Genomic DNA, 18,502 nt, shown 5'->3' with positions numbered 1-18,502 from the left:
CCATGCTCTCCTTCATCCGTCAGGTCGTTGAACGACACTTTCCGCTCGCTCGGGCTGTCTATCTACCTACGGCATCATGAGTTTTCGATCTACTGAGCTTGGGCCAAAGAGTTTAGCCGTGGGGCCAGTTCCCCAGAGGCCAGAAGTTCGATACGATACACTGTCATTGTCTATGGCGAATGACATCAAGCATTGTTTGCTGGGAGGATAAACTGTGACGCCCCAAGAATTTGGCCTGATGCTGATTTCGATCATCGCCAGCTCCTGTGGCCAACTGTTCTTAAAATTAGGGGCAATGCAGCTTGGGCAAGTCACGGGTACCAATGCGCTGAGCCACGTCTTGAGCATCGCCACGACTCCCCCCCTAATTGCCGGTCTCGCCGCCTACGGAGTCGGAGCCATTACCTATATTTTGCTGCTCACGCGGGTAAATCTGAGCGTCGCGGCTCCTTCTGCCTCCCTGATTTACATCGCATCGGTGGTGATTGGAGTGGTTGTCTTTAAAGAAGAGCTGTCTGCGGCCCGGTTGGTGGGTCTAGGGCTGATTATGGGTGGCGTGGTGCTCGTAGTCTCTCGGTAGGGAGCCAGGCCATGCCGTGTTGAGGAGATTTCCAGGCAAGACGTTACCGGCCTTAATCTAGCGACTGGGTGCGTCGTAGGGTGGGCATTGCCCACCCTTGAGGACAGTATTTTTCGGAAATCGCCTGACCCATGTTGAGCAAAACCCCAGTGGCTAAGGTCTAGCCATTGGGGTTTTGCTCAGATCTAGTTTCTATCGCTACCTCATTCGCGAGGTGTAGTCTTGACCGGGGTGACCAGCAGCTAAGACATCGCCTGGATAATGTAGTCAAAGTAGGGCTGAGCTGCGGCAGCGTCTTCATCGGAGAGCAGGTTGAGCGAAGCCTCTTTAAGGCAGCGCACAGCCTCGGCCATGCCGGGTACGGGCACATCGAGGGCGTTGTACATTTCGCGAACCCCCACTAGGCCAATGCTCTCGATGGGGCCTTTGTCACCGGCCAGCACACCGTAGGTAACCAATCGCAGATACCAGCCATAGTCACGGATGCAGAGGGCGCGCTGCTTTTGGCCGTAGGCATTGCCGCCAGGGGCAATGAAATCAGGCCGCCGCCGCCATAGCTCTTTGCTGGCTTGGTCAACGATCTTCTTCTCGTTCTCAGAGAGGGCGGCGGCAATGCGAGTGCGCTGTTCGCCGGTCTTCAAAAAGTCTTCAATGGCCTTGAGCTCGCCGGTGGTTGGGTAGCGCAGCTCGTCGTCGGCATTCAAAATAACTTGGCTAACAACAGACATAGTTAAAAATGACGGGGATGACCTATTTCACTGCTAGTTTAGCGACTTGGGGGGCGCTAGGGAAAGTTAAATTCTCATTTAATTGCGGATGAGTGATGGTGAACCCGCTGGGGTATGACCGAAGAAAAGGCCTAGAAATGAGGAGCTAGCCTTGTTTTTGCCCGCTTAGCTGACAATAGAACCCCTGAGAAACAACGGAGGCTATGTAACGTTTCTGCAATATTTCTGCATTCTTGCTGCAACGCTTTTGGCGGGGAGATTGGCCCTGGGGATGGTTGAGCTACGACCGGTGTCTACCCCTGAGGTATCTATATCTTGGGATAGAGGTTGGTGGCTAGTTCCCATGGCATTTCTAAGACAGGGCAGTAAGAGTTGCTATTTTTCGTTCTGGGGATTCTATCTCTGGTTAATATGCTGACAGGAATATGCCGATAAGAGCACCGCGCCGATACCGCAAAACCTAATATGCCTCCGGATTTCACCCACGATGTTTACGCTATTTTGGCGGTCGATGACTCCCCCGACAATTTGTTTTTGATTGAGTCTGTTTTGGATGACCCGCACTATCGCATCACCTGTGTGGGGAGTGGCCAGGAGGCTCTGCAATCGGTGCGTCAGTCTCCGCCCGATCTGATTTTGTTGGATGTCATGATGCCTGGGCTAGACGGTTATGCCGTGACCCAAAGGCTGAGGGATGACGGCGACCTGCCCTATATTCCGATTTTGCTGATTACTGCCCATGATCGGTCGAGCTTAGTGCAGGGGCTGGATGCCGGGGCCGATGACTTTATTCGCAAGCCGGTAGACGTGAACGAGCTGCGGGCTAGGGTGCGATCGCTGCTGCGGCTCAAACGCAGCATGGATGCTCAGCAGACCATGATTCGCCAGCGCGACGACTTTGTGGCTCGCCTCACCCACGATCTGCGCACCCCGCTGGTGGCCGCCAACCGCATGCTCAAGCTATGCCAAGAAGATGCCTTTGGCCCGGTGCCTGGGGATGCTAAACAGGCGATCGCCACCATTGTCGACAGCAATAGCCACCTGCTGAGCATGGTCAACACCCTGCTAGAGGTGTATCGCCACGAAGCCGGTCACAAAAGCCTCACCCTATCGCCAGTGGATATGTTTAAGCTGGCCGAAATCGTGGTTATGGAACTGGCTCCCATTGCCGCAGAAAAACAGCTTACCTGTCTGCTCTGTCGGGCTGACCGACGAGAGATGGCCCCGATGCCAATCGGGGTTGGCCAGCCTAGATCGGAGGTCGAGCCGACGGTCTGGGCTAGCCAACCCGAGAATACTGAGCCGCTGCCTAGCCAGAGCTTTACAGTGGCAGGCGACCACCTGGAACTTCGTCGAGTGCTCACTAACCTGGTAGGTAACGCGATCAAGTTTACTGACCAGGGCAGCGTCACAGTCACGGTGGGCACGACCCCCCAACTGCCCCCAGAGATAGATATCCCCACTACCCAGAGGCATCCCTCGGCTTGGGTGTGGGTGGCGGTAGATGATACGGGTATTGGTATCCCCCCCGCTGAGCAGCAGGCTGTGTTTGAGTGGTTTCGCCAGGGCAACCAGGCCCGGGCTGGCCACGGGCTGGGCTTACACCTGTCCCAGCGTCTGGCCCGGCTGCACGGGGGTGCCATTGCGGTCATATCTGCCCCAGATGAGGGGAGCTGCTTTACGCTGTACCTACCTCAGGGGCCGAGAGCGTAACCGGCAGAAGGTAAAGCTGTTTTGCCCGTCTGCAAAACCCTTTGCATTGCAGCGTCTGATCTCCTTCTAATATCCATCGTCCATGCCGCTGGTGCATCACCCCCAACGCTGAAAATCTGGGCTATTTTCAGGGCAAATTCTGCTCGCCTGCCCCCGATTCAGCAGGGCGAACAGCGGTTCGCCCCTACCCGTGGGCCGGTTGGGAATCAGGGGTAGGGAATTCGGATTTGGGATAAGAGGCTGTTTTGAGGCAATTTCTAGACCATGAAGGTACTAATCAGCTCAATTCAGCGCTTAGAACCGCCGTCGGGTGGCACCGCCCGCCATAATCGCCAAAGTAGGCCCCAGAGCCCGCTTTGAGTAGGATAGATGAAGACCCGAACCTGACCTACAGCAGAGTCTCCTATGCGCATTGGGCTACCGAAGGAAATCAAAGATCAGGAATTTCGCGTGGGGCTGACCCCGGCGGTGGTGCAGAGTCTTTGCCAGCGGGGCCATGAAGTGGTGGTAGAAATTGGAGCTGGAGTCGGATCGGGCTTTGTTGATCAGGACTATGCCGCCGTCGGTGCCACCCTGGTAGCTGACGCCGCCACCGCCTGGGCTCAGGAGATGGTGGTCAAGGTAAAGGAACCGCAGCCCTTGGAGTACGGCTTCTTTCGCCCCGATTTAATGCTGTTTACTTATCTGCACCTAGCGGCGGAGCGATCGCTGACCGAAGCTCTGATGAAAAGCGGCGTGAGGGCGATCGCCTATGAAACCGTGGTCGCCGCCGATGGCCGCCTGCCCCTGCTCACTCCTATGAGCATTATCGCGGGGCGACTGTCGGTACAGTTTGGGGCTCGCTACCTGGAGCGGCAGCAGGGGGGGCGGGGCGTACTGCTGGGGGGCATTCCTGGTGTGGCCCCCGGCACCGTGGTGATTTTGGGCGGCGGCGTGGTGGGCACCGAAGCGGCCAAAATGGCCGTCGGCCTGGGGGCGCGGGTGCAGATCATCGACCTCAACGTCGATCGGCTGGCCTACCTTGAAACGCTGTTTGGCTCTCGGGTCGAGCTGCTCTACAGCAGCCCTGCCCAGGTCTCCGCCAGCGTGCCCCAGGCCGACCTGCTGATCGGGGCGGTGCTAGTGCCTGGCCGCAAGGCTCCTACCCTGGTGTCAAAGGATTTGGTGGGGGCCATGCGCCCTGGTTCCGTCATTATTGACGTGGCTGTCGACCAGGGCGGCTGTATCGCCACCCTGCGCCCCACCTCCCACAGCCAGCCCACCTATGTAGAGCAGGGGGTGGTGCACTTTGGCGTGCCCAACATGCCTGGCGCTGTACCTTGGACGGCTACCCAGGCCCTCAACAATGCCACCCTGCCCTACGTGCTGAACTTGGCCGACCGGGGTATGGCTGCCCTAGACACCGACAGCGGCCTCCGAGGAGGGCTGAATGTGGCCAGCGGCAAGCTGGTGCACCCTGCAGTCTGCGATGTTTTCCCCGATCTGGCCCAGCTGTCGCCGGTCTAGCGTGCTGATCTAGAGGGGCTAATACCCAATCAATCACGTAAACCCGTCAGTTCGACGAGTTCCATCGATGAGTCCCATGGCGCAATAGAGCTGACCACCTCCCCTCCTGGGAGGGATCCGGAGGGCGGGGTGGGTCAAAATGGCGACGAAAAGTAAGCTTTTGGCGTATGGAAAAAGGCTTCTGATGTCAGAGGAACCCATTCCTACCCCTCCCAGGAGGGAATGATGAGGCCGTTTGCCCCAAAAACGTTTTCTTAGGTGTGGTTATGTCTTTACAGCTAAATCCACTACAGCTCAGAGAGCAGCCTTTGGATGTCGGGGGCATCAAAAAATTGCTGGGTTGAATCGAGCAGGCGATCGCCCCAGAGATTGACCCTCAAAAAGTCAAGGTCGGCGTAGCGACTGTCTTGTTCGAGGGCTTCTGTTCCCAGGCGCAGGGCCTCTTGGCAAGCGGTATTAGCAGCTCTGACCACCGGCAGGCCGCAGTTTTCTTGGGCATGGATGGCCACGGCGATCGCCAGTTTGGGCTCGGGCTCGTTGCCCGCTAGAGCCAGGCTATTGCGCCAGTACTCGACGGCTTTGGGGGCGTCACCCTGCTCGTAGAGCACTAGGCCAATGTTGTTGACCGAGGGCCAAAACTCGGGCTCAGCGGCGAATGATTTTTCGTAGCTGGCGATCGCCTGGGGGTACTGGTCGAGCTGAAAATAGGCATTGCCCAGATCAAACAGGGCGCTGGGATTGCTGGGCTCTAGTCGCAGGCCCTGCTCCAGATAGCTGGAAGCCAGCCGGGGGTTGTCTTGCTGGAGGTAGGCTGTACCGAGGGCAAACAAGACTCTGGCATTGGTGGGCAAGAGAGCACGGGCGCGATCGAGCAGGGGTAGTGCCTTGTCCACCTCATCGTTTTGCAGATAGAGGCCGCCCAGCAGCGCCAGCACCTGGCCATCGTTGGGTGCTAGCTGGGCCGCTAGCTGGGCTAGGGCCAGGGCTCGACCAAACTGCTGAAACTCGGCCAGCTGCTGGGCCTCATTGGCTAAAAATAGCCCCTGCTCGGCCATCAAATCGTAGTCGAGGGGCAGCACGTAGGGAGTTAATGCCTGCGCCCGGCTGGGGAGGGCCGGAGCAAGAACGGTAACTAGGGTCAGCAGCGGCAGGAGAGAAAGGCGTTTTAGCACAGTGGGGGTTCGGGGGATAACTGACAATGACCTAGGCTAGTGTAGACGACGGCAGGTGACCATTGCCCCAGCCAACCCTTAGGATAGCCCATCGGCCTGGGCTGCTTGGGCATTGCGCCGCCACATGGCGGGCTTAATGCGGCGCAGGGCCGAGGCCCGAAACCGCTCATCCCACTCGGTGTCTGACAGGGTAGCTAAGTCGGCTAGCTCTGGTGCCAGATTCCCAGCGTAGGGCTGAAATTCTTCAACGGTGGTGGGCTGGGCAAACCGCTGGTTCCAAGGGCAGACATCCTGACAGATGTCACAACCGGCGACCCAGTTGTCGAGGCGAGAGGCGATCGCAGCAGGCAACGTCTCAGCTCGGTTCTCAATGGTGTGATAGGCGATGCAGCGGTTGGCATCGACTACGTAAGGCTCGGTAATGGCCCCGGTGGGGCAGGCGTCGAGGCAGCGGGTACAGGTGCCGCAGTGGGCGGTGTGGGGCGGATCGGGGGCCAGGGCGAGGGTGGTCACCAGTTCGCCTAAAAATATCCAGGATCCGTACTGACGGCTGATCAGATTGCCATTTTTGGCCACCCAGCCCAGGCCCGCCTGCTGCGCCCAAAACTTATCCTGCACGGGGCCGGTGTCGGCGTAGTAGCGCACTTGAGTCGCCTCCCCCCCGGCCGTGGTGAGCCACGCTGAGAATGCCTTGAGCCGTTTGTGCAGCACCCGGTGGTAGTCGCGCCCCCAGGCGTAGCGAGAGATTTTGCCGTGGCGGGGGTCAGCGGAATGGGCGTGGGGCGTGTAGTAGTTGAGGGCGACACAGATCAGCGATCGCGCCCCTGGCAGCACCTGACGAATATCCTGTCGCTGGGGGGCTGCCATCCAGCCCATGTCGGCTTGGTAGCCCTGTTGCAGCCAGGTGTGCAGGTGAGCGGCCGCTCGAGACTCGGCCTCGCTGGGGGTCTCTACCACCGCCGCAATGCCCACCTGGTGAAACCCCAGAGCTAGAGCCCGATCGATGACAGCCTGGCGATCGGGGACAGCCTCATGTGTAGCCATAGCGCTTTTACGCCTCCCTCATACAAACAATTAGATCGCCCCAACCCCTTGACACAATCGCCACCAAAGCATAGCTTGTACCATGCCCAGTTAGCGCCACCGTTAGCGTTGCGGCAGGGCATCAGCCCCCACATCTGCCGACAGACCAGAGTCAAGTCCATCCCAGTCCAGCGCCTTCCCAGCCCACAGGTGGCCATTTACCTGCGGCAAAACCCCAGCCCGGTGCTTGACTGAGTATCTCAGCCCCCTCACCCAGACCAGGGCACCTAGGTTTGCCTATGTTTAAGTTCTTGACCAAGTTTGACTACCTGCTGCGCGAAACCCTGCTGGGGCTGCGGCGCGGCGGCTGGATGAACTGGGCCGCCATCAGCACCATTACCGTGCTGCTCTTTTTGTTTGGCATCAGTCTGCAATCGACCTGGCAGCTAGAGCGATTGCTCAACCAGTTTGGTAGCCAGCTAGAGGTGTCGGCCTACCTGCAAAGTGGCTTTCAGGCCAGCGACCTAAAGCCGATGGTAGAAGGCTTTGCTAGTGTAGTAGAGGTCACCCCGGTGACTAAGGAAGCCGCCTGGGCCTCGCTGGTGGCCGATATGGGCCTGTCTGATATTGCCGGGGCCACCGACCAGCTCAAGGGCAACCCTCTGGTAGATGAGCTCAAGGTCAAGGCCCAAGACTCTGAGGCCGTACCCGCGATCGCATCTCAGCTAGAGGCCCTCGAAGGTGTAGATGAGGTGCGCTACATTGACGAAGCTGTCACCCGCTTAGCCCAGCTCAACGATGGTCTCAAGTGGGCTAGTCTATTTGTCATCACGATCCTCACCCTGACCGCTACTGCTGTGATCACCACCACCATCCGCCTGATCGTGCTGGCCCGCAAGCGCGAGATCGAGGTGATGCAGCTGGTGGGGGCCACCCGCATCTGGATCTACCTGCCCTTTATTTTGCAGGGCGCTTTTTTTGGCCTGGCTGGGGCCACTGTGGCCTGGGGGGCGCTGCTGGTAATTCAGCGCTTTTTGGCCGAGCTAGCCGCCCAGCAGGCCGACTTCATTCAGTTTGTGGTGGAAGGGTTAAAGCTGACCCCCCAGCAGCTGGTTTTGCTGCCCGCCGCCCTGCTGGGCCTGGGCACCCTGGTGGGGCTGATCGGCAGCCTCTTGGCGGTGCGCAAGTTTTCGCTGCGGTAGCATGAGATCAAGGCAAAGGCAGAAGGATGAAGGTTGAACTATGGCCGTCGATCCTCACCATCTGGTCTACTGGCAGCAAACGATAGCGGCCCAGCAAGCGGTCCGAGAGCGGGCTAAAGCGCAGGCCTGGCATGAGGTAAAAGCCATTGCGACTATGCTGCGCCAGCGGTTTGGTGCCACTCGAGTAATTGTCTTTGGGTCGCTGTTGGGCGATCGCTTTGGCCCCCAGTCAGATCTCGATCTGGCAGCGGCGGCAATCCCCCGCGATCGCTACTTTGACGCTGTCGCCCAGGCCAATGGCCTCAGTCAGCGCTGGGTAGACCTCAAGCCCCTAGAAGACCTAGACCCCTACTTTAAACAGCGGCTGATGGAGCGAGGAATTGAGATCGATGCGTGATCTAACCCCTGCGGCCCTGCGGGAGCTGGCTGCCGATATCGAGCTAGAACTTAGCCGCCTGCAACACCTTGAGCAGGAGATTGACCGGGCTAGTCAGGCGATTGTCAATACTCCCGCCCAGGCTGATCTGCTCTACGAGAGTCTGGCTCTCAAGCTGCACAACTTCTACACTGGCTGTGAAAAGGTCTTGCAGTTGATCGCTACAGAGCTTAATGGTGGCTTACCTAACGGATCCGACTGGCACAAGCGCCTGCTCGATCGCATGTCTACAGAACGGGAGGGGCGTCCAGCCGTGCTGCGCTCTACCACCGCCAATCAGCTGCGCCCGTTCTTGGGCTTTCGCCATATCGTGCGCTATCTCTATGGGTTTGAGCTGGAGGGCGATCGCATCGCTCAGCTAGTGGTCAATTACCCTGCTGTATGGCAGCAGGTTAGCGCCGACTATACCGCCTTTGTCGCCTGGCTTAGACAGCTAGCCCAGCAGATCGAGGGTGCCTAGGGCAACTTCTCTGCCCCCAGCTGACAAAATGAGCCCCTGGCTACCGCGTAGAGTTGCTACAGCAAAGGGCAATTTAAAGTGTTAGATTCGACCCAAATTGGCCATAATAGCTACGGAGCAAAGGGCGGCCTGCTTGCCGTCAGCGAGGCATCGGTATGAGTACAGTGTTAATTGTCGACGACAGCTCAACCTTGCGAGAAATGATCGCCGGGCTGTTACTCAAGGCCGGGCTGACTGTAGTCGAGGCCAAAGACGGTGTTGAGGCCCAGGAGATGATTCAGGCAACCCCTCCCGACTTGGTGGTGCTAGACATCGTTATGCCCAACATGAATGGCTATGAGCTCTGCCGCTGGATCAAAAGCACCGCCGCCACCCAAAACATTCCCGTCATTATCTGCTCCAGCAAAGCCGAAGAGTTTGACCGCTACTGGGGTATGAAACAGGGAGCCGACGCCTACATCACCAAGCCCTTTCGCCCCGCCGACATGATCAGCACCGTTAGACAACTGCTGCGCTAGGGGCTGTCATCAATTAGTCGTGTGTGGCCGACGAATCAAAGGTTATAGCCCCAGCCTGTTGTCTGGGGTGGGCGTGACAGGGCTTGTCCCACAAGGGTTTGGGTGGTAATTGATGACATACCCTAGGTCTTTGCTTGCTCTTCTGGAGCAGCGTTTGAAGAAATTTCGTCCTCTAGGTTTTCTTTTAGGGCTTCTATCAGAGCTAGGGGATCAGTAGAAACCTGCATGACTGCGGCCTCGTGGTCGTAGCGCTGCTCCATATTGGGCAGGTCTTCCCTCAACTCTTCTATGAGAGCGATGATCTTGGCGATTTTTTTCTCAGACAGCAGATTGAGCTGAAGCATGAGCTGGGTGCGCTGTTCTGCAAAGCCCTCCTGGCGGTTTTGGCGAATCAACACCCCGGTCGAGATCAGCAAAGCCGCTGCGTCAAGCCCCTGGTCTGCCCAGGTAAAGGTGGGTAAGGCAAAGGGCAGCAGCTCTGTTTGATTGAGGGCATCACCCCCGAGCCAAATCCCCAAACCCCCCAGTAGCAAGTACAAAAAGCCAGGCTGACTAAACCAAGCCGCCACCCCTTCTAAGATGTTCTCAGCGGTGGTGGCATTTTCAGCCTCCTGCCGGTGAATGGCAATAATTGCCTCGATGTTTTCGGCAATGGGGTCAGGGAGAGGTGCCGTTAAGATGCGCCTTCGGGGGCGACGACTAAACCACGCCTTAGACGAAGACGGCACATCTGACGGGGTGGGGTTAACCATGGCAACGGGGCTCAACGGTGCGGGCAGCGATTTTACGGCAGGCTGCATGGGATGTCTCTATCTCAGCAGGGCGATTTTGCCGCTAGGTAAAATTGTCGCCGCCCCCGTGAGCCCCAAGGGGGTGGGGCCAACCCGTTGCAGCATGACGCTGTGGCGCACAGGTTTTGAGGGGCGGTGGGTCGCCTGTATTCTACCAGGGGCGCGAGCCGGGGCGGCTGTTGGTGGATTGGGCAAATCTGGATATGCTGTTTGGGCCGCCTTGCAGTAACATTCCGAGGGCTGTGGAGTGGTAAAAACTGCGGCGATCGCCCTAGATGCGCTCAACGCTGCCCCTCAAAGTCTCGACTAGATCTCGATCGTCCTGAGGAGGACTGACCTTGGCTGGCCCGATTGTGTTAGCGGTGTTTAATGGCAAGGGCGGCGTGGGCAAAACCACCACCGCTGTCAATTTGGCGGCGGTATTTGCTGAGACTCGCTCGGTGCTGCTAGTCGATGCCGACCCCCAGGGGTCGGCTCTGTGGTGGACGAGCCGCAGCCCGGTCAACCTGGGGTTTGAGGTAAAGGCAGAGACTACCCCGGCGCGACTGGGGCGACTCAGACAGGAGCACGCCCACGATCTGATAGTGGTCGATACCCCCCCGGCTCTGGGGTCGGCTACCCTGGCGGCGGTGATTCCGGCGGCAGACTATCTGCTGTTGCCCACGCCCCCGGCACCGATGGATCTGGCCGTGCTAATTACTACAGTGAATGAAGCGGTATCGCCCAGCGGGGTATCCCATCGAGTATTGTTGACGAAGGTAGATTCACGCAGCGTCGGCGAGGCGATCGAGGCCCAGAATACCCTGCTGGAGCTGAAGATTCCTGCCTGCAATGCGTTTATTCGAGCCTATAAGGCCCATGAACGGGCTGCGTTAGAAGGGCTGCCCGTGCTTAAGTGGCGCGGCAAAAACAATCAGGAGGCCCGTTCTGACTACTGCCGAGTTGCCGAAGAACTACAGCGAGACTGGATTCAGCCATGACCAAAAAAAGCCTCTCCGACCTGCTCAAAGAAGAAGCCAATAAAGCTGAAGCCCCAGATCAGGCGGCAACTCCGGCGACAGAAGCTGCGGCAAAAGAGGATGCTAAAGCCGCCCCCAAAACGACCTCCAAAGCTGCCCCTAAGGCCACTGCCAGCCGTCGCTCTCGGACAGGTGCTGGCCGCCGCACCGCCAGCAGCCGCCCAGCCACCCAGTCAGAAGAGAAGACAGAAGACATAGCGACAGCACCGGCCAACGCCGTAGTGGGGATACCGACTCCGACGGCATCAAAGCCTGAGGCCGCTGCTCCCGAGGCTGACCTAGCCCAGCAGCTGAGCGCCCTAGAGAAAGACCTGGCGGCCGCGCAGAAAGACAAAGCCCAGCTTGAAAAAACCGTCGCCGGGCTGCAAAAAGATCTGGCTGCCCAGCAGAAGCGACTGTTTGAGCTCAAAGACAGCCTCGCCCAGGCCGAAGCTGCTACCCAGGTCAAGGCCGATACCCTCGCCAAAACCCAGGCCGAACTCGACACCGCCAAGCAAACTATTTTGAAGCTGGCCGAGGCCCCGACCCCGACCCCTCGCCGCACCTCCGGGGCCGACATTACCCCCCGGCGACCGGTTGAGGCTCAGCCCAATCGCCCGGCCTATCACCGGGGAGTGCCTGACTCTGCCATCCAAAAAGGACAACCCAACCCCATGCTGACCGATGCCGACATTGGTTGGGTTGACTAAGGGGGCGATCGCATCGCCCACCATTGGACAGGCTGTTTTCCAGTAGTCGGCTTAGATGGTGTAGTCAAACAGTGAGTCTAGATAGATGCGGTTGATATCGCGGTGGCCATTGGTGGCTGACCTAGGCCGACCGCTGCGGTTATCTTGCATCAAAAATAGAGAGAGGGCAGCGCAAAACACTCTGTGCTGGTTCCAGGTAGGGTTGCCCTCCAGATAGGTTTGGAGAGCTTCGTAGAGATCTTCGGGAACTTCAGCCATCAGGCTGACTTTGGGTGTGGTGCGGTTGAGTGACATAGATGTGCAACCTCTTGGGCGGGGGGATGCGGACACGGGTAGACAGGGTGTGGCCAGTCGCTGAGGGCAAAGCTGCTCGGCAAACCTAGGCCACTGCAAGCTAGCGAGCACCAAAGGCGCTCACTCAGGGCAAAATCGATTACAGCACGAAGCCAAAGACGAGATGTATTAGCCAACGAAAGCCCGCAGCACAGCAGCTTCTCAGACGATGTTTTCTTCGCCGATACCTGGATAGGGGTTCTGGTCTAGGGTGTTTTAAGAAGCCTGCTCTGCTAATCGCGCTTGTTGGATTAGCCGCACTTGTTCTACCGGTCGAATCATTCTGCCGGACTCCCCAAGGGGTGTCAATCTTGCCTTTAACGCGTCTTTAGGCTACTCGACTCTGACACCCTACGAGAGAATGAGGGTTTGGATGATTTTTGCGATCGCCGTTGTGCCATGACAGCAATTTCTTGCTTTGGGGCAGGCAAATACTGGTTTTCCACAGGCGGTGGCAGAGGCCTGTGCTGCGGTTTTTACCTGGGGAAAACCTGGGGAAAAACTCGGCATCGCTGGGGAAAACCCTGGGGAAAGTTTTTGAGATATTTTATTTTGTAACTTTTTTGGGCGCTGCTCGCTTGACAGCCCTCTGCTCCCCCGTGACCAGCCTAAAACTAGCGCTTGGAGACCTGGGGGCGATCGCCTCTCCGGTCAGTCTTGCTGCTCAGGCTGGGGAGGGTCGCCGTCAAGGGCTGGCCGGGGAGCCTGGGCTGGTGGCCACCGCAGATCCCACAGACCCCAGGTGGCTAGCAGCAGCAGCAGGGCTATGGCCAGGGTCATGAATGGCCGCCCCTGGGAGGGGCCAGACCAACTGAGCTGGGGCGGCCCCTCCCCGCCGATAAACTGTTTGACCTGGTCGGTGAGCGCCGCCCCCGAGAGAGGGGTGCGAATCTCAGGCAAAGTCAGCGCTTGCCCCTGGCCCAACAGGGTCAGCCGGTGGCAAAACCGCACCCCACCGTGAGGATTGTTGTCGCACAGCTCTGAGGTAATCGTTACATCTTGAAGCTGGAGAGCTTGCCCACCCTGGGGTAGCCAAGCCCAGGGGCGCGGCAGGGTGGGCTGGCAGGCCACCTGCCCAGGGGTGATGCGATCGCAGACCACCCCCCTAGGGCCTGGCAGCCTCATGGCCCACAGCCCCAGCAGCAATCCGACGACTACCAGGGCTAAGGGCACCTGCCGCAATCTTGCACTCCATTGGCTCATAGCTGTGCCCCTCGGTCATGATGAACTGCTGGGTGAGTGAGTCTCCCTGCCCTAGGGGCATTTTGTCATAGACTCTTGGCTCCAGGCCTGAGAGGCGATCGCTCTGGCTGGCCCTTGCCCCCCTGGCCAGATTAGGGCATGCTCAGCCTAGGGCCGCTACCCGCTTATCTGCTCCGACTGTTTTTCTACACCGCCAAGATGGGTAAACACATTGTTTTGACCCGCGTTAGCCGTGGCCTGGGCCGAGCTATGGTCGAGGCTTTTGTTGGCCTGGGCCATCGGGTGTCGGGCTGCGCCCGCAGCGCTGAGGCGATCGCCGACTTGGCCGCCCAGTACCCTGCGCCTCACCAGTTCACCGCCGTAGATATCCGGAATGATGCAGCGGTGGCGGCCTGGGCTGAGGGGGCGATCGCTGCCAACGGCCTGCCCGACCTGGTGATCAACAATGCGGGCTTGGTCAACCATCCAGCCCCTCTGTGGACTGTGCCCGCCGCTGAGTTTGACGCGGTGATTGCGGTCAACCTCAACGGCACCGTCAATGTGATTCGCCACTTTGCGCCGCCTATGGTGGCCCAAAAGTCAGGAATTTTCGTCAACTTTAGCTCGGGCTGGGGGCGATCGACCTCGCCCGAGTTTGCCCCCTACTGCGCCACCAAGTGGGGCATCGAGGGGCTCACCCAGGCATTCTCTCAGGAGCTACCCGCTGGCATGGCGGCGATCGCCCTTAACCCCGGCATCATTCACACCGAAATGCTCGAAACCTGCTATGGCGATGATGCCGCTGCGTATACCCCCATTGCCACCTGGGTGAAGGCGGCGGTGCCCTATATTCTCAGCCTTCAGCCGGGGGATAATGGGCGATCGCTGACAGTGCCAGGGTAAGGGATAGATGGACGAGTATTTAAGATAGACGGGTTTGAAATAGGTGGGTATTGGAGTGTCAGAACATTCTCCAACTTTGATGGTTTGAGAATCTCGCTCACCTACCCTTCGTCAACTTCGCAGGCCCCAATGCTCACCCAGCTAGTAGAACCATCTTCCCAGTGCTCTTTCTTCCAGATCGGGGCATTGTGCTTGAGGGTGTCGATCGCATACTGACAGGCCGCAAACGCCTCGGCCCGGTGGGGGCAGCCCACGGCCACCAGTACGCTAATCTCGCCCACCGTCAGCTTGCCCGTGCGGTGGTGAATCACCACTCGGGTCGCATCGGCCCAGGTAGTGCGAATCTGGGCGGCGATCTGCTTAAACACCTCCAGGGCCATGGGCTCGTAGGCCTGATATTCCAGCGCGACAACGGCTTTACCTTCGCTGTTGTTGCGCACCATGCCGCTCATAACTACCACCGCTCCGTTGGCGGGGTCATCGGCCAGACCATAGGCTTCGGCTAACGATAGGGGGGCAAAGGTGATCCGCAGACTGTCGGTGGTAGAAGCTTCGACAGGCTCCGGTGTTGCAAGCTGCATAAAGAACCCATGAAAAACGACAAGGGCGGCACAGGCCTAACAAAAGATCGTTTACCGTGATGGACAGTTTACGCTCTGTAGAGCATAGATCCCCAGGCTGGGTAGATCGATCAGGGCCGTTCAAGAATAGAGCTTGCCCCGTAGTTAGGCCGATATCCTCTACTACCAATGCCCTGCATTATAGGGTGGGCGACCTTAATCCTGAAGTTCTAGGCGAGTGGAGCTACACCATGGTTGATCTATCTGCCTGCCAGATTACATCGGCGGGTGATTTTACGCGATCGCTCTGGCGACTGGTCAATCTGCTCATACAGCCCGGCATGGTGCTGCCGGGGCTGGCTGTGATCATCGTTGCCCCCTGGGTTGTGCGCCCTCAGCGGTGGAAGCGCCGAATCAGCCTGCTCGGGGTATTACTGCTGTTGCTCTATAGTTTGGGGCTGTCTCCCCTGGGGCTCAAAGTAGGCGGTAAAGGGCTAGCCCTGCTGATTCCGCAGGATGGAGGCCAGACCGCCGATGCGATTGTGGTGCTGGGGCGAGGCAGCGAGTTTCGCCCTGACCGAGTGGCGGTGGCGGCAGATCTTTGGCAGCAGCGGCGGGCACCGTTGATCTTTGCCAGCGGCAGTGGCGACGCCATTGAGCTAGGGCAAATGCTAGAGACAGCAGGAGTGCCAGCGGCGGCCATCGATGGCGAACCCTGCTCCCGCACCACCAACGAAAATGCTTTGTTCACCGCCGCATTGCTGCAGCCCCAGGGTATCCAGCGGTTGATTTTGGTGACTGACCCGCCCCACATGGCGCGATCGCTGCTCACCTTTCGCAGTGTAGGGTTTGATGTCATTCCTCACCCTAGCCCTTTACCCGCCAGCCTCAATGTCAAGCGTCGCCAGCTGCTGGTGATACGTGAATGGGCCGGGCTAATTGGCTACGGCATGATGGGACGGTATTTTGCCCGTGAACCTATGGATCAGGGCTTTAGAGCCTAAGAGAGCGTAGCGAACTGTATAGACCGCCAAGCCACAGGTGCATAAGGTTTATAACTTTGCCCGTGGAGCGTCATTCAAGTTATGGCTATGTCAGCTATGGCCTGCCGAGTCGTCTACCGTCGTTGCATGAAGCGGGTCTCTATAGCGCCTAAAAATCTCCTGAATTGCCAATCAGCGCCGGATTTAAGATTTTTTCCTCGCCGGTGAATGGGGGCTGTTGGTCAAGGGCAGCCCGCAACTCAGGGCGGAGTAAAGCCAAGGGTTCATCGAGGGCAGGCCGATAGGCCCCATTGCCAATCTGAAGATCGGCCATCAGCGGGCTAGTTTGATAAAACTCTCGCAGGTCAAACTCAACAACTTGAATGTCGGACGTGCCGATCAACGCCATCTGTCCAGCGCGGAGGGTAAGGTCTTGTCCTGGAATAGCGGTGGTAATCGATACTGGCCCAGTCAAAGGGTTAGCCAGGGCCATCACCAGGGTCAGCCCCCGCGACGGCACATAGCGTACCACCACCCCATTGCTATTGAGGCCAACTCTAGTGGTGGGGGTTTCTACCACAGTGCGGCCCTGCCCAGGGGGCACAAAGACTACCGCTGTGCCCTGGCTTAGCCGTAGCAGACGGTGATCGGGCCAAAAACTGAGGCTGGTCTGTTCGCCGATGCGCAGTAGAGACCCCTCGTTAAAGAGCACCTCGGCTCTTGCCTGCATCCCGGTCGTGAGGGTGTCTTCATGGTTAAAGCTCTCAGGGCTGGCTGCCGATCGCGTTTGTCCTCCGGCAGAGACCAGGGCTACCTGGTTGTGGCTATTTCTGATGCTAGCCCACAGCAAGGGCACCTCAGCCACTGCCGGGGCGGCGATCGCCAGACCGTTCGCTACCGCCAGCACCGTTGCCCAAAAACCACTCTGAGGAATATCCATGGCACCGTCAGTCAATAACTATTGGCAAAAGCCTGGCCGCATTGAACGCAGACAAGGGAGAGATGCCATCCTTAGGACTCAGGATCGCGTCACTCTGATCGCACGCCTCTGCCCGGCCTTAGAATGCCCACTCCAAACCTGGTTCTAGAGGCCAGGGCAATGCTTCACCCTGCCGGGTAGCTCAGACAACCGCAACCCTCCAACTGATCGTCAAAGACCTTTGCCTTATGAATTACAGCGATCGCTGCGGCCAAATGCGATCGCGCCTTGCCCCAGGAGCCCAGCCCTAGTTCATAAATCTTGTTTTTTCGTTCTTTAATATTTTGTGAATCTAAGGAGTAGATTCAGGAATACTGATCTAAATCAGTGATTCTGCTGGTGACAATATGGCAAACCTGTCAAGCAGGCAAACTTCATTGATACAGCGGCACCACCTCTTTCCATCCCTTTGGGCCATTCTAGGATTGCTGGGCACTCCCGCTACCATCGGCATTACCGCCCCCAGCTACGCCAGCGGCGTAGAAACAGACCCCACCTCAGTGGCCCCGCCGCCCCCGCCGCTGCTCAGAGTCGAGCCAGATCGACTCACGCCCCTCGCTGTCAACAGAGCGACACCCACCGTAGCACCAGAGAACGAGCCTGCCCTTCTGTCAGAGCCGCCCACAGAGCGACCCACAGATACCCTGTCAGCTCCCTATCTGACTGAGGCCTCTGCCCTAGCCACTTCACCGCCGCTGGCTCAGGCTGAGCCAACCCTAACCTTAGACCTTCCCTTGGCCCAGGTCGAGACTGACCCAGACGCGCCCCCCCTAGATACCTCAACCCCAGACCCAGAACTGGGGACAGTACAGGTGCGGGGGCTGGTAGAAGACCCTGACCTAGGCATCCTGCGTATTCGTGACCAGCCCATCTTTCCTGCTCTGGCCGAGTCGCCTAGGCCAAAATTTGGGTTTTTACTGGCCCGGATGGCGATCGCCAACAGCGACAATATCTTACTGACGACCGACGTTGTGAGAGGGCTGACTGGCGATACCTTTTTGCGGCCATCCATTGGCCTTGCCTTGTATCCACCCCTTGGTCCCCAGACGGCCTTCATCGCTACTGCCGATGTGGGCCTACAGCGCTACGTCAGTCAGTCAGCCCTCAACTACGATGATCTGCGGTTTCGAGTAGGGATTCGCCAGGGGATATCGCCCCGCAGCTACGGACAGCTTATTTTTGGCTACCAAGAGCTATTTCGTCCTGGCCCCAACCGATCGCAGTTCTTTAAAAATACTTCTCTCGGCTTAACCCTAGGTCGGCGCGACCCGCTAGCGACGAGTGTGACCCTTGACTCTTACTACCTGGTTCAGTTCAATGGCGCTCAGTCTCTTTCAGGCACAACCTTGACTGATTTCAGCCGGTTGTTTCAGGCGGCGGGTGCCTATCTGGGCTACGACATTACTCCCCAGCTTCAGGCCGGCCTTAGCTATCAAATCAATCTTATTGACTACACATCCCAAGAGCGGCACGATACCTTTCAACAGGTGCTAGGACAAGTGGCCTACCGTATCTCTCCGGCAGTGCGAGTGAGCGTCTATGGCGGCGTGAGCTTTGGCCGATCCTCAGCACCTCTAGTGCAGTTTAACGATACATTTTTTGGCGCTGTCCTAGAGGCCACGGTACCGCTATTTTAGGAGGCGTACTCTAGGGCGTGTCATCAATTGCAACCAAAACCCTTGTGGGACAAGCCCTGCCACGCCTGTCCTAAACACCAGGCTAAGG

The 18,502-nt window shown here is 58.3% G+C and carries 21 protein-coding genes; 12 read left to right on the top strand and 9 right to left on the bottom strand.

Annotation, left to right across the window (positions count from 1 at the left end; all coding sequences use genetic code 11):
- Positions 1–214 precede the first annotated feature (214 nt).
- On the top strand, positions 215–580 hold the full coding sequence (locus tag AC0QKW_RS01080; RefSeq protein ID WP_473149215.1) for a DMT family transporter: 366 nt from the start codon (positions 215–217) through the stop codon (positions 578–580).
- 242 nt (positions 581–822) lie between these two features.
- Here the strand turns inward: AC0QKW_RS01080 and AC0QKW_RS01075 are convergent, their stop codons facing one another.
- Positions 823–1,308: an allophycocyanin gene (locus AC0QKW_RS01075; RefSeq protein ID WP_473149214.1), complete on the bottom strand. Its 486-nt coding sequence runs from the start codon at positions 1,306–1,308 to the stop codon at positions 823–825.
- Between the two features lie 465 nt (positions 1,309–1,773).
- Between AC0QKW_RS01075 and AC0QKW_RS01070 the strand changes: the two genes are divergently transcribed.
- Positions 1,774–3,021 carry an ATP-binding response regulator gene (locus AC0QKW_RS01070; protein ID WP_473149213.1) on the top strand — a complete coding sequence of 416 codons (1,248 nt, stop codon included), beginning with the start codon at positions 1,774–1,776 and terminating at the stop codon, positions 3,019–3,021.
- A gap of 405 nt (positions 3,022–3,426) precedes the next feature.
- On the top strand, positions 3,427–4,527 hold the full coding sequence (ald, locus tag AC0QKW_RS01065; protein ID WP_473149212.1) for an alanine dehydrogenase: 1,101 nt from the start codon (positions 3,427–3,429) through the stop codon (positions 4,525–4,527).
- Positions 4,528–4,814: 287 nt separating this feature from the next.
- Here ald and AC0QKW_RS01060 read toward each other — a convergent pair whose 3' ends face one another.
- Positions 4,815–5,699, bottom strand: coding sequence for a tetratricopeptide repeat protein (locus tag AC0QKW_RS01060; protein ID WP_473149211.1), 885 nt, complete (start codon positions 5,697–5,699; stop codon positions 4,815–4,817).
- A gap of 78 nt (positions 5,700–5,777) precedes the next feature.
- A complete protein-coding gene (queG, locus tag AC0QKW_RS01055; RefSeq protein WP_473149210.1) occupies positions 5,778–6,743 on the bottom strand; it encodes a tRNA epoxyqueuosine(34) reductase QueG in 966 nt (321 codons plus the stop codon).
- 278 nt (positions 6,744–7,021) lie between these two features.
- Between queG and AC0QKW_RS01050 the strand changes: the two genes are divergently transcribed.
- The 4 genes from AC0QKW_RS01050 to AC0QKW_RS01035 all read left to right on the top strand — a co-directional run bounded on the left by AC0QKW_RS01050 (position 7,022) and on the right by AC0QKW_RS01035 (position 9,338).
- Positions 7,022–7,924: a cell division protein FtsX gene (locus AC0QKW_RS01050; RefSeq protein ID WP_473149209.1), complete on the top strand. Its 903-nt coding sequence runs from the start codon at positions 7,022–7,024 to the stop codon at positions 7,922–7,924.
- A 40-nt stretch (positions 7,925–7,964) separates the two neighbouring features.
- On the top strand, positions 7,965–8,321 hold the full coding sequence (locus AC0QKW_RS01045) for a nucleotidyltransferase family protein (RefSeq protein WP_473149208.1): 357 nt from the start codon (positions 7,965–7,967) through the stop codon (positions 8,319–8,321).
- The gene (locus AC0QKW_RS01040) at positions 8,314–8,820 is read left to right on the top strand and encodes a ribonuclease toxin HepT-like protein (protein ID WP_473149207.1); all 507 of its coding nucleotides are present in this window, start codon (positions 8,314–8,316) and stop codon (positions 8,818–8,820) included. The genes AC0QKW_RS01045 and AC0QKW_RS01040 overlap by 8 nt, the downstream gene beginning before the upstream one ends.
- A gap of 155 nt (positions 8,821–8,975) precedes the next feature.
- Positions 8,976–9,338, top strand: a complete 363-nt coding sequence (locus AC0QKW_RS01035) for a response regulator transcription factor (RefSeq protein WP_473149206.1) — start codon at positions 8,976–8,978, stop codon at positions 9,336–9,338.
- 122 nt (positions 9,339–9,460) lie between these two features.
- Here AC0QKW_RS01035 and AC0QKW_RS01030 read toward each other — a convergent pair whose 3' ends face one another.
- Together AC0QKW_RS01030 and AC0QKW_RS01025 are read right to left on the bottom strand one after the other, a co-directional pair.
- Positions 9,461–10,138, bottom strand: a complete 678-nt coding sequence (locus AC0QKW_RS01030) for a DUF1003 domain-containing protein (RefSeq protein WP_473149205.1) — start codon at positions 10,136–10,138, stop codon at positions 9,461–9,463.
- Positions 10,139–10,147: 9 nt separating this feature from the next.
- Positions 10,148–10,414: a hypothetical protein gene (locus AC0QKW_RS01025; RefSeq protein ID WP_473149204.1), complete on the bottom strand. Its 267-nt coding sequence runs from the start codon at positions 10,412–10,414 to the stop codon at positions 10,148–10,150.
- 53 nt (positions 10,415–10,467) lie between these two features.
- On the opposite strand from AC0QKW_RS01025, the gene AC0QKW_RS01020 reads away from it, so the two are divergent.
- Positions 10,468–11,109: a ParA family protein gene (locus AC0QKW_RS01020; protein WP_473149203.1), complete on the top strand. Its 642-nt coding sequence runs from the start codon at positions 10,468–10,470 to the stop codon at positions 11,107–11,109.
- Entirely contained in the window at positions 11,106–11,837 is a 732-nt protein-coding gene (locus AC0QKW_RS01015) for a hypothetical protein (protein WP_473149202.1), read from the top strand. Before AC0QKW_RS01020 ends, AC0QKW_RS01015 begins: the two co-directional genes overlap by 4 nt.
- A 51-nt stretch (positions 11,838–11,888) precedes the next feature.
- Here the strand turns inward: AC0QKW_RS01015 and AC0QKW_RS01010 are convergent, their stop codons facing one another.
- Together AC0QKW_RS01010 and AC0QKW_RS01005 are read right to left on the bottom strand one after the other, a co-directional pair.
- Positions 11,889–12,131, bottom strand: a complete 243-nt coding sequence (locus AC0QKW_RS01010) for a DUF2811 domain-containing protein (RefSeq protein WP_473149201.1) — start codon at positions 12,129–12,131, stop codon at positions 11,889–11,891.
- A gap of 690 nt (positions 12,132–12,821) precedes the next feature.
- Positions 12,822–13,373: a hypothetical protein gene (locus AC0QKW_RS01005; RefSeq protein WP_473149200.1), complete on the bottom strand. Its 552-nt coding sequence runs from the start codon at positions 13,371–13,373 to the stop codon at positions 12,822–12,824.
- Positions 13,374–13,571: 198 nt separating this feature from the next.
- Between AC0QKW_RS01005 and AC0QKW_RS01000 the strand changes: the two genes are divergently transcribed.
- Positions 13,572–14,255, top strand: coding sequence for an SDR family oxidoreductase (locus tag AC0QKW_RS01000; RefSeq protein WP_473149220.1), 684 nt, complete (start codon positions 13,572–13,574; stop codon positions 14,253–14,255).
- A 101-nt stretch (positions 14,256–14,356) separates the two neighbouring features.
- On the opposite strand, the gene AC0QKW_RS00995 is transcribed toward AC0QKW_RS01000, so the two are convergent.
- On the bottom strand, positions 14,357–14,836 hold the full coding sequence (locus tag AC0QKW_RS00995; RefSeq protein ID WP_473149199.1) for a molybdenum cofactor biosynthesis protein MoaE: 480 nt from the start codon (positions 14,834–14,836) through the stop codon (positions 14,357–14,359).
- Positions 14,837–15,066: 230 nt separating this feature from the next.
- Between AC0QKW_RS00995 and AC0QKW_RS00990 the strand changes: the two genes are divergently transcribed.
- Positions 15,067–15,819, top strand: coding sequence for a YdcF family protein (locus AC0QKW_RS00990; RefSeq protein ID WP_473149198.1), 753 nt, complete (start codon positions 15,067–15,069; stop codon positions 15,817–15,819).
- Between the two features lie 148 nt (positions 15,820–15,967).
- Here the strand turns inward: AC0QKW_RS00990 and AC0QKW_RS00985 are convergent, their stop codons facing one another.
- Complete coding sequence (locus AC0QKW_RS00985; protein WP_473149197.1) at positions 15,968–16,738, bottom strand: FecR domain-containing protein; 771 nt, start codon at positions 16,736–16,738, stop codon at positions 15,968–15,970.
- 386 nt (positions 16,739–17,124) lie between these two features.
- On the opposite strand from AC0QKW_RS00985, the gene AC0QKW_RS00980 reads away from it, so the two are divergent.
- Positions 17,125–18,414, top strand: a complete 1,290-nt coding sequence (locus tag AC0QKW_RS00980; RefSeq protein WP_473149196.1) for a hypothetical protein — start codon at positions 17,125–17,127, stop codon at positions 18,412–18,414.
- Positions 18,415–18,502: the final 88 nt, after the last annotated feature.

It is taken from the genome of Pseudanabaena sp. PCC 9330 (assembly GCF_055795045.1).
This window is presented reverse-complemented; position numbering and strand designations above follow the sequence as displayed.

Excerpts from the sequence above, each read along its gene's own strand:
- AC0QKW_RS00985 (WP_473149197.1), bottom strand. The coding sequence starts at position 16,738 with ATGGATATTCCTCAGAGTGGTTTTTGGGCAACGGTGCTGGCGGTAGCG.
- ald (WP_473149212.1), top strand. The coding sequence starts at position 3,427 with ATGCGCATTGGGCTACCGAAGGAAATCAAAGATCAGGAATTTCGCGTG.
- AC0QKW_RS01045 (WP_473149208.1), top strand. The coding sequence starts at position 7,965 with ATGGCCGTCGATCCTCACCATCTGGTCTACTGGCAGCAAACGATAGCG.
- AC0QKW_RS01005 (WP_473149200.1), bottom strand. The coding sequence starts at position 13,373 with ATGAGCCAATGGAGTGCAAGATTGCGGCAGGTGCCCTTAGCCCTGGTA.
- AC0QKW_RS01030 (WP_473149205.1), bottom strand. The coding sequence starts at position 10,138 with ATGCAGCCTGCCGTAAAATCGCTGCCCGCACCGTTGAGCCCCGTTGCC.
- AC0QKW_RS00995 (WP_473149199.1), bottom strand. The coding sequence starts at position 14,836 with ATGCAGCTTGCAACACCGGAGCCTGTCGAAGCTTCTACCACCGACAGT.
- AC0QKW_RS01000 (WP_473149220.1), top strand. The coding sequence starts at position 13,572 with ATGGGTAAACACATTGTTTTGACCCGCGTTAGCCGTGGCCTGGGCCGA.
- AC0QKW_RS00990 (WP_473149198.1), top strand. The coding sequence starts at position 15,067 with ATGGTTGATCTATCTGCCTGCCAGATTACATCGGCGGGTGATTTTACG.
- AC0QKW_RS01070 (WP_473149213.1), top strand. The coding sequence starts at position 1,774 with ATGCCTCCGGATTTCACCCACGATGTTTACGCTATTTTGGCGGTCGAT.
- queG (WP_473149210.1), bottom strand. The coding sequence starts at position 6,743 with ATGGCTACACATGAGGCTGTCCCCGATCGCCAGGCTGTCATCGATCGG.
- AC0QKW_RS00980 (WP_473149196.1), top strand. The coding sequence starts at position 17,125 with ATGGCAAACCTGTCAAGCAGGCAAACTTCATTGATACAGCGGCACCAC.
- AC0QKW_RS01050 (WP_473149209.1), top strand. The coding sequence starts at position 7,022 with ATGTTTAAGTTCTTGACCAAGTTTGACTACCTGCTGCGCGAAACCCTG.
- AC0QKW_RS01075 (WP_473149214.1), bottom strand. The coding sequence starts at position 1,308 with ATGTCTGTTGTTAGCCAAGTTATTTTGAATGCCGACGACGAGCTGCGC.
- AC0QKW_RS01010 (WP_473149201.1), bottom strand. The coding sequence starts at position 12,131 with ATGTCACTCAACCGCACCACACCCAAAGTCAGCCTGATGGCTGAAGTT.
- AC0QKW_RS01035 (WP_473149206.1), top strand. The coding sequence starts at position 8,976 with ATGAGTACAGTGTTAATTGTCGACGACAGCTCAACCTTGCGAGAAATG.
- AC0QKW_RS01040 (WP_473149207.1), top strand. The coding sequence starts at position 8,314 with ATGCGTGATCTAACCCCTGCGGCCCTGCGGGAGCTGGCTGCCGATATC.
- AC0QKW_RS01015 (WP_473149202.1), top strand. The coding sequence starts at position 11,106 with ATGACCAAAAAAAGCCTCTCCGACCTGCTCAAAGAAGAAGCCAATAAA.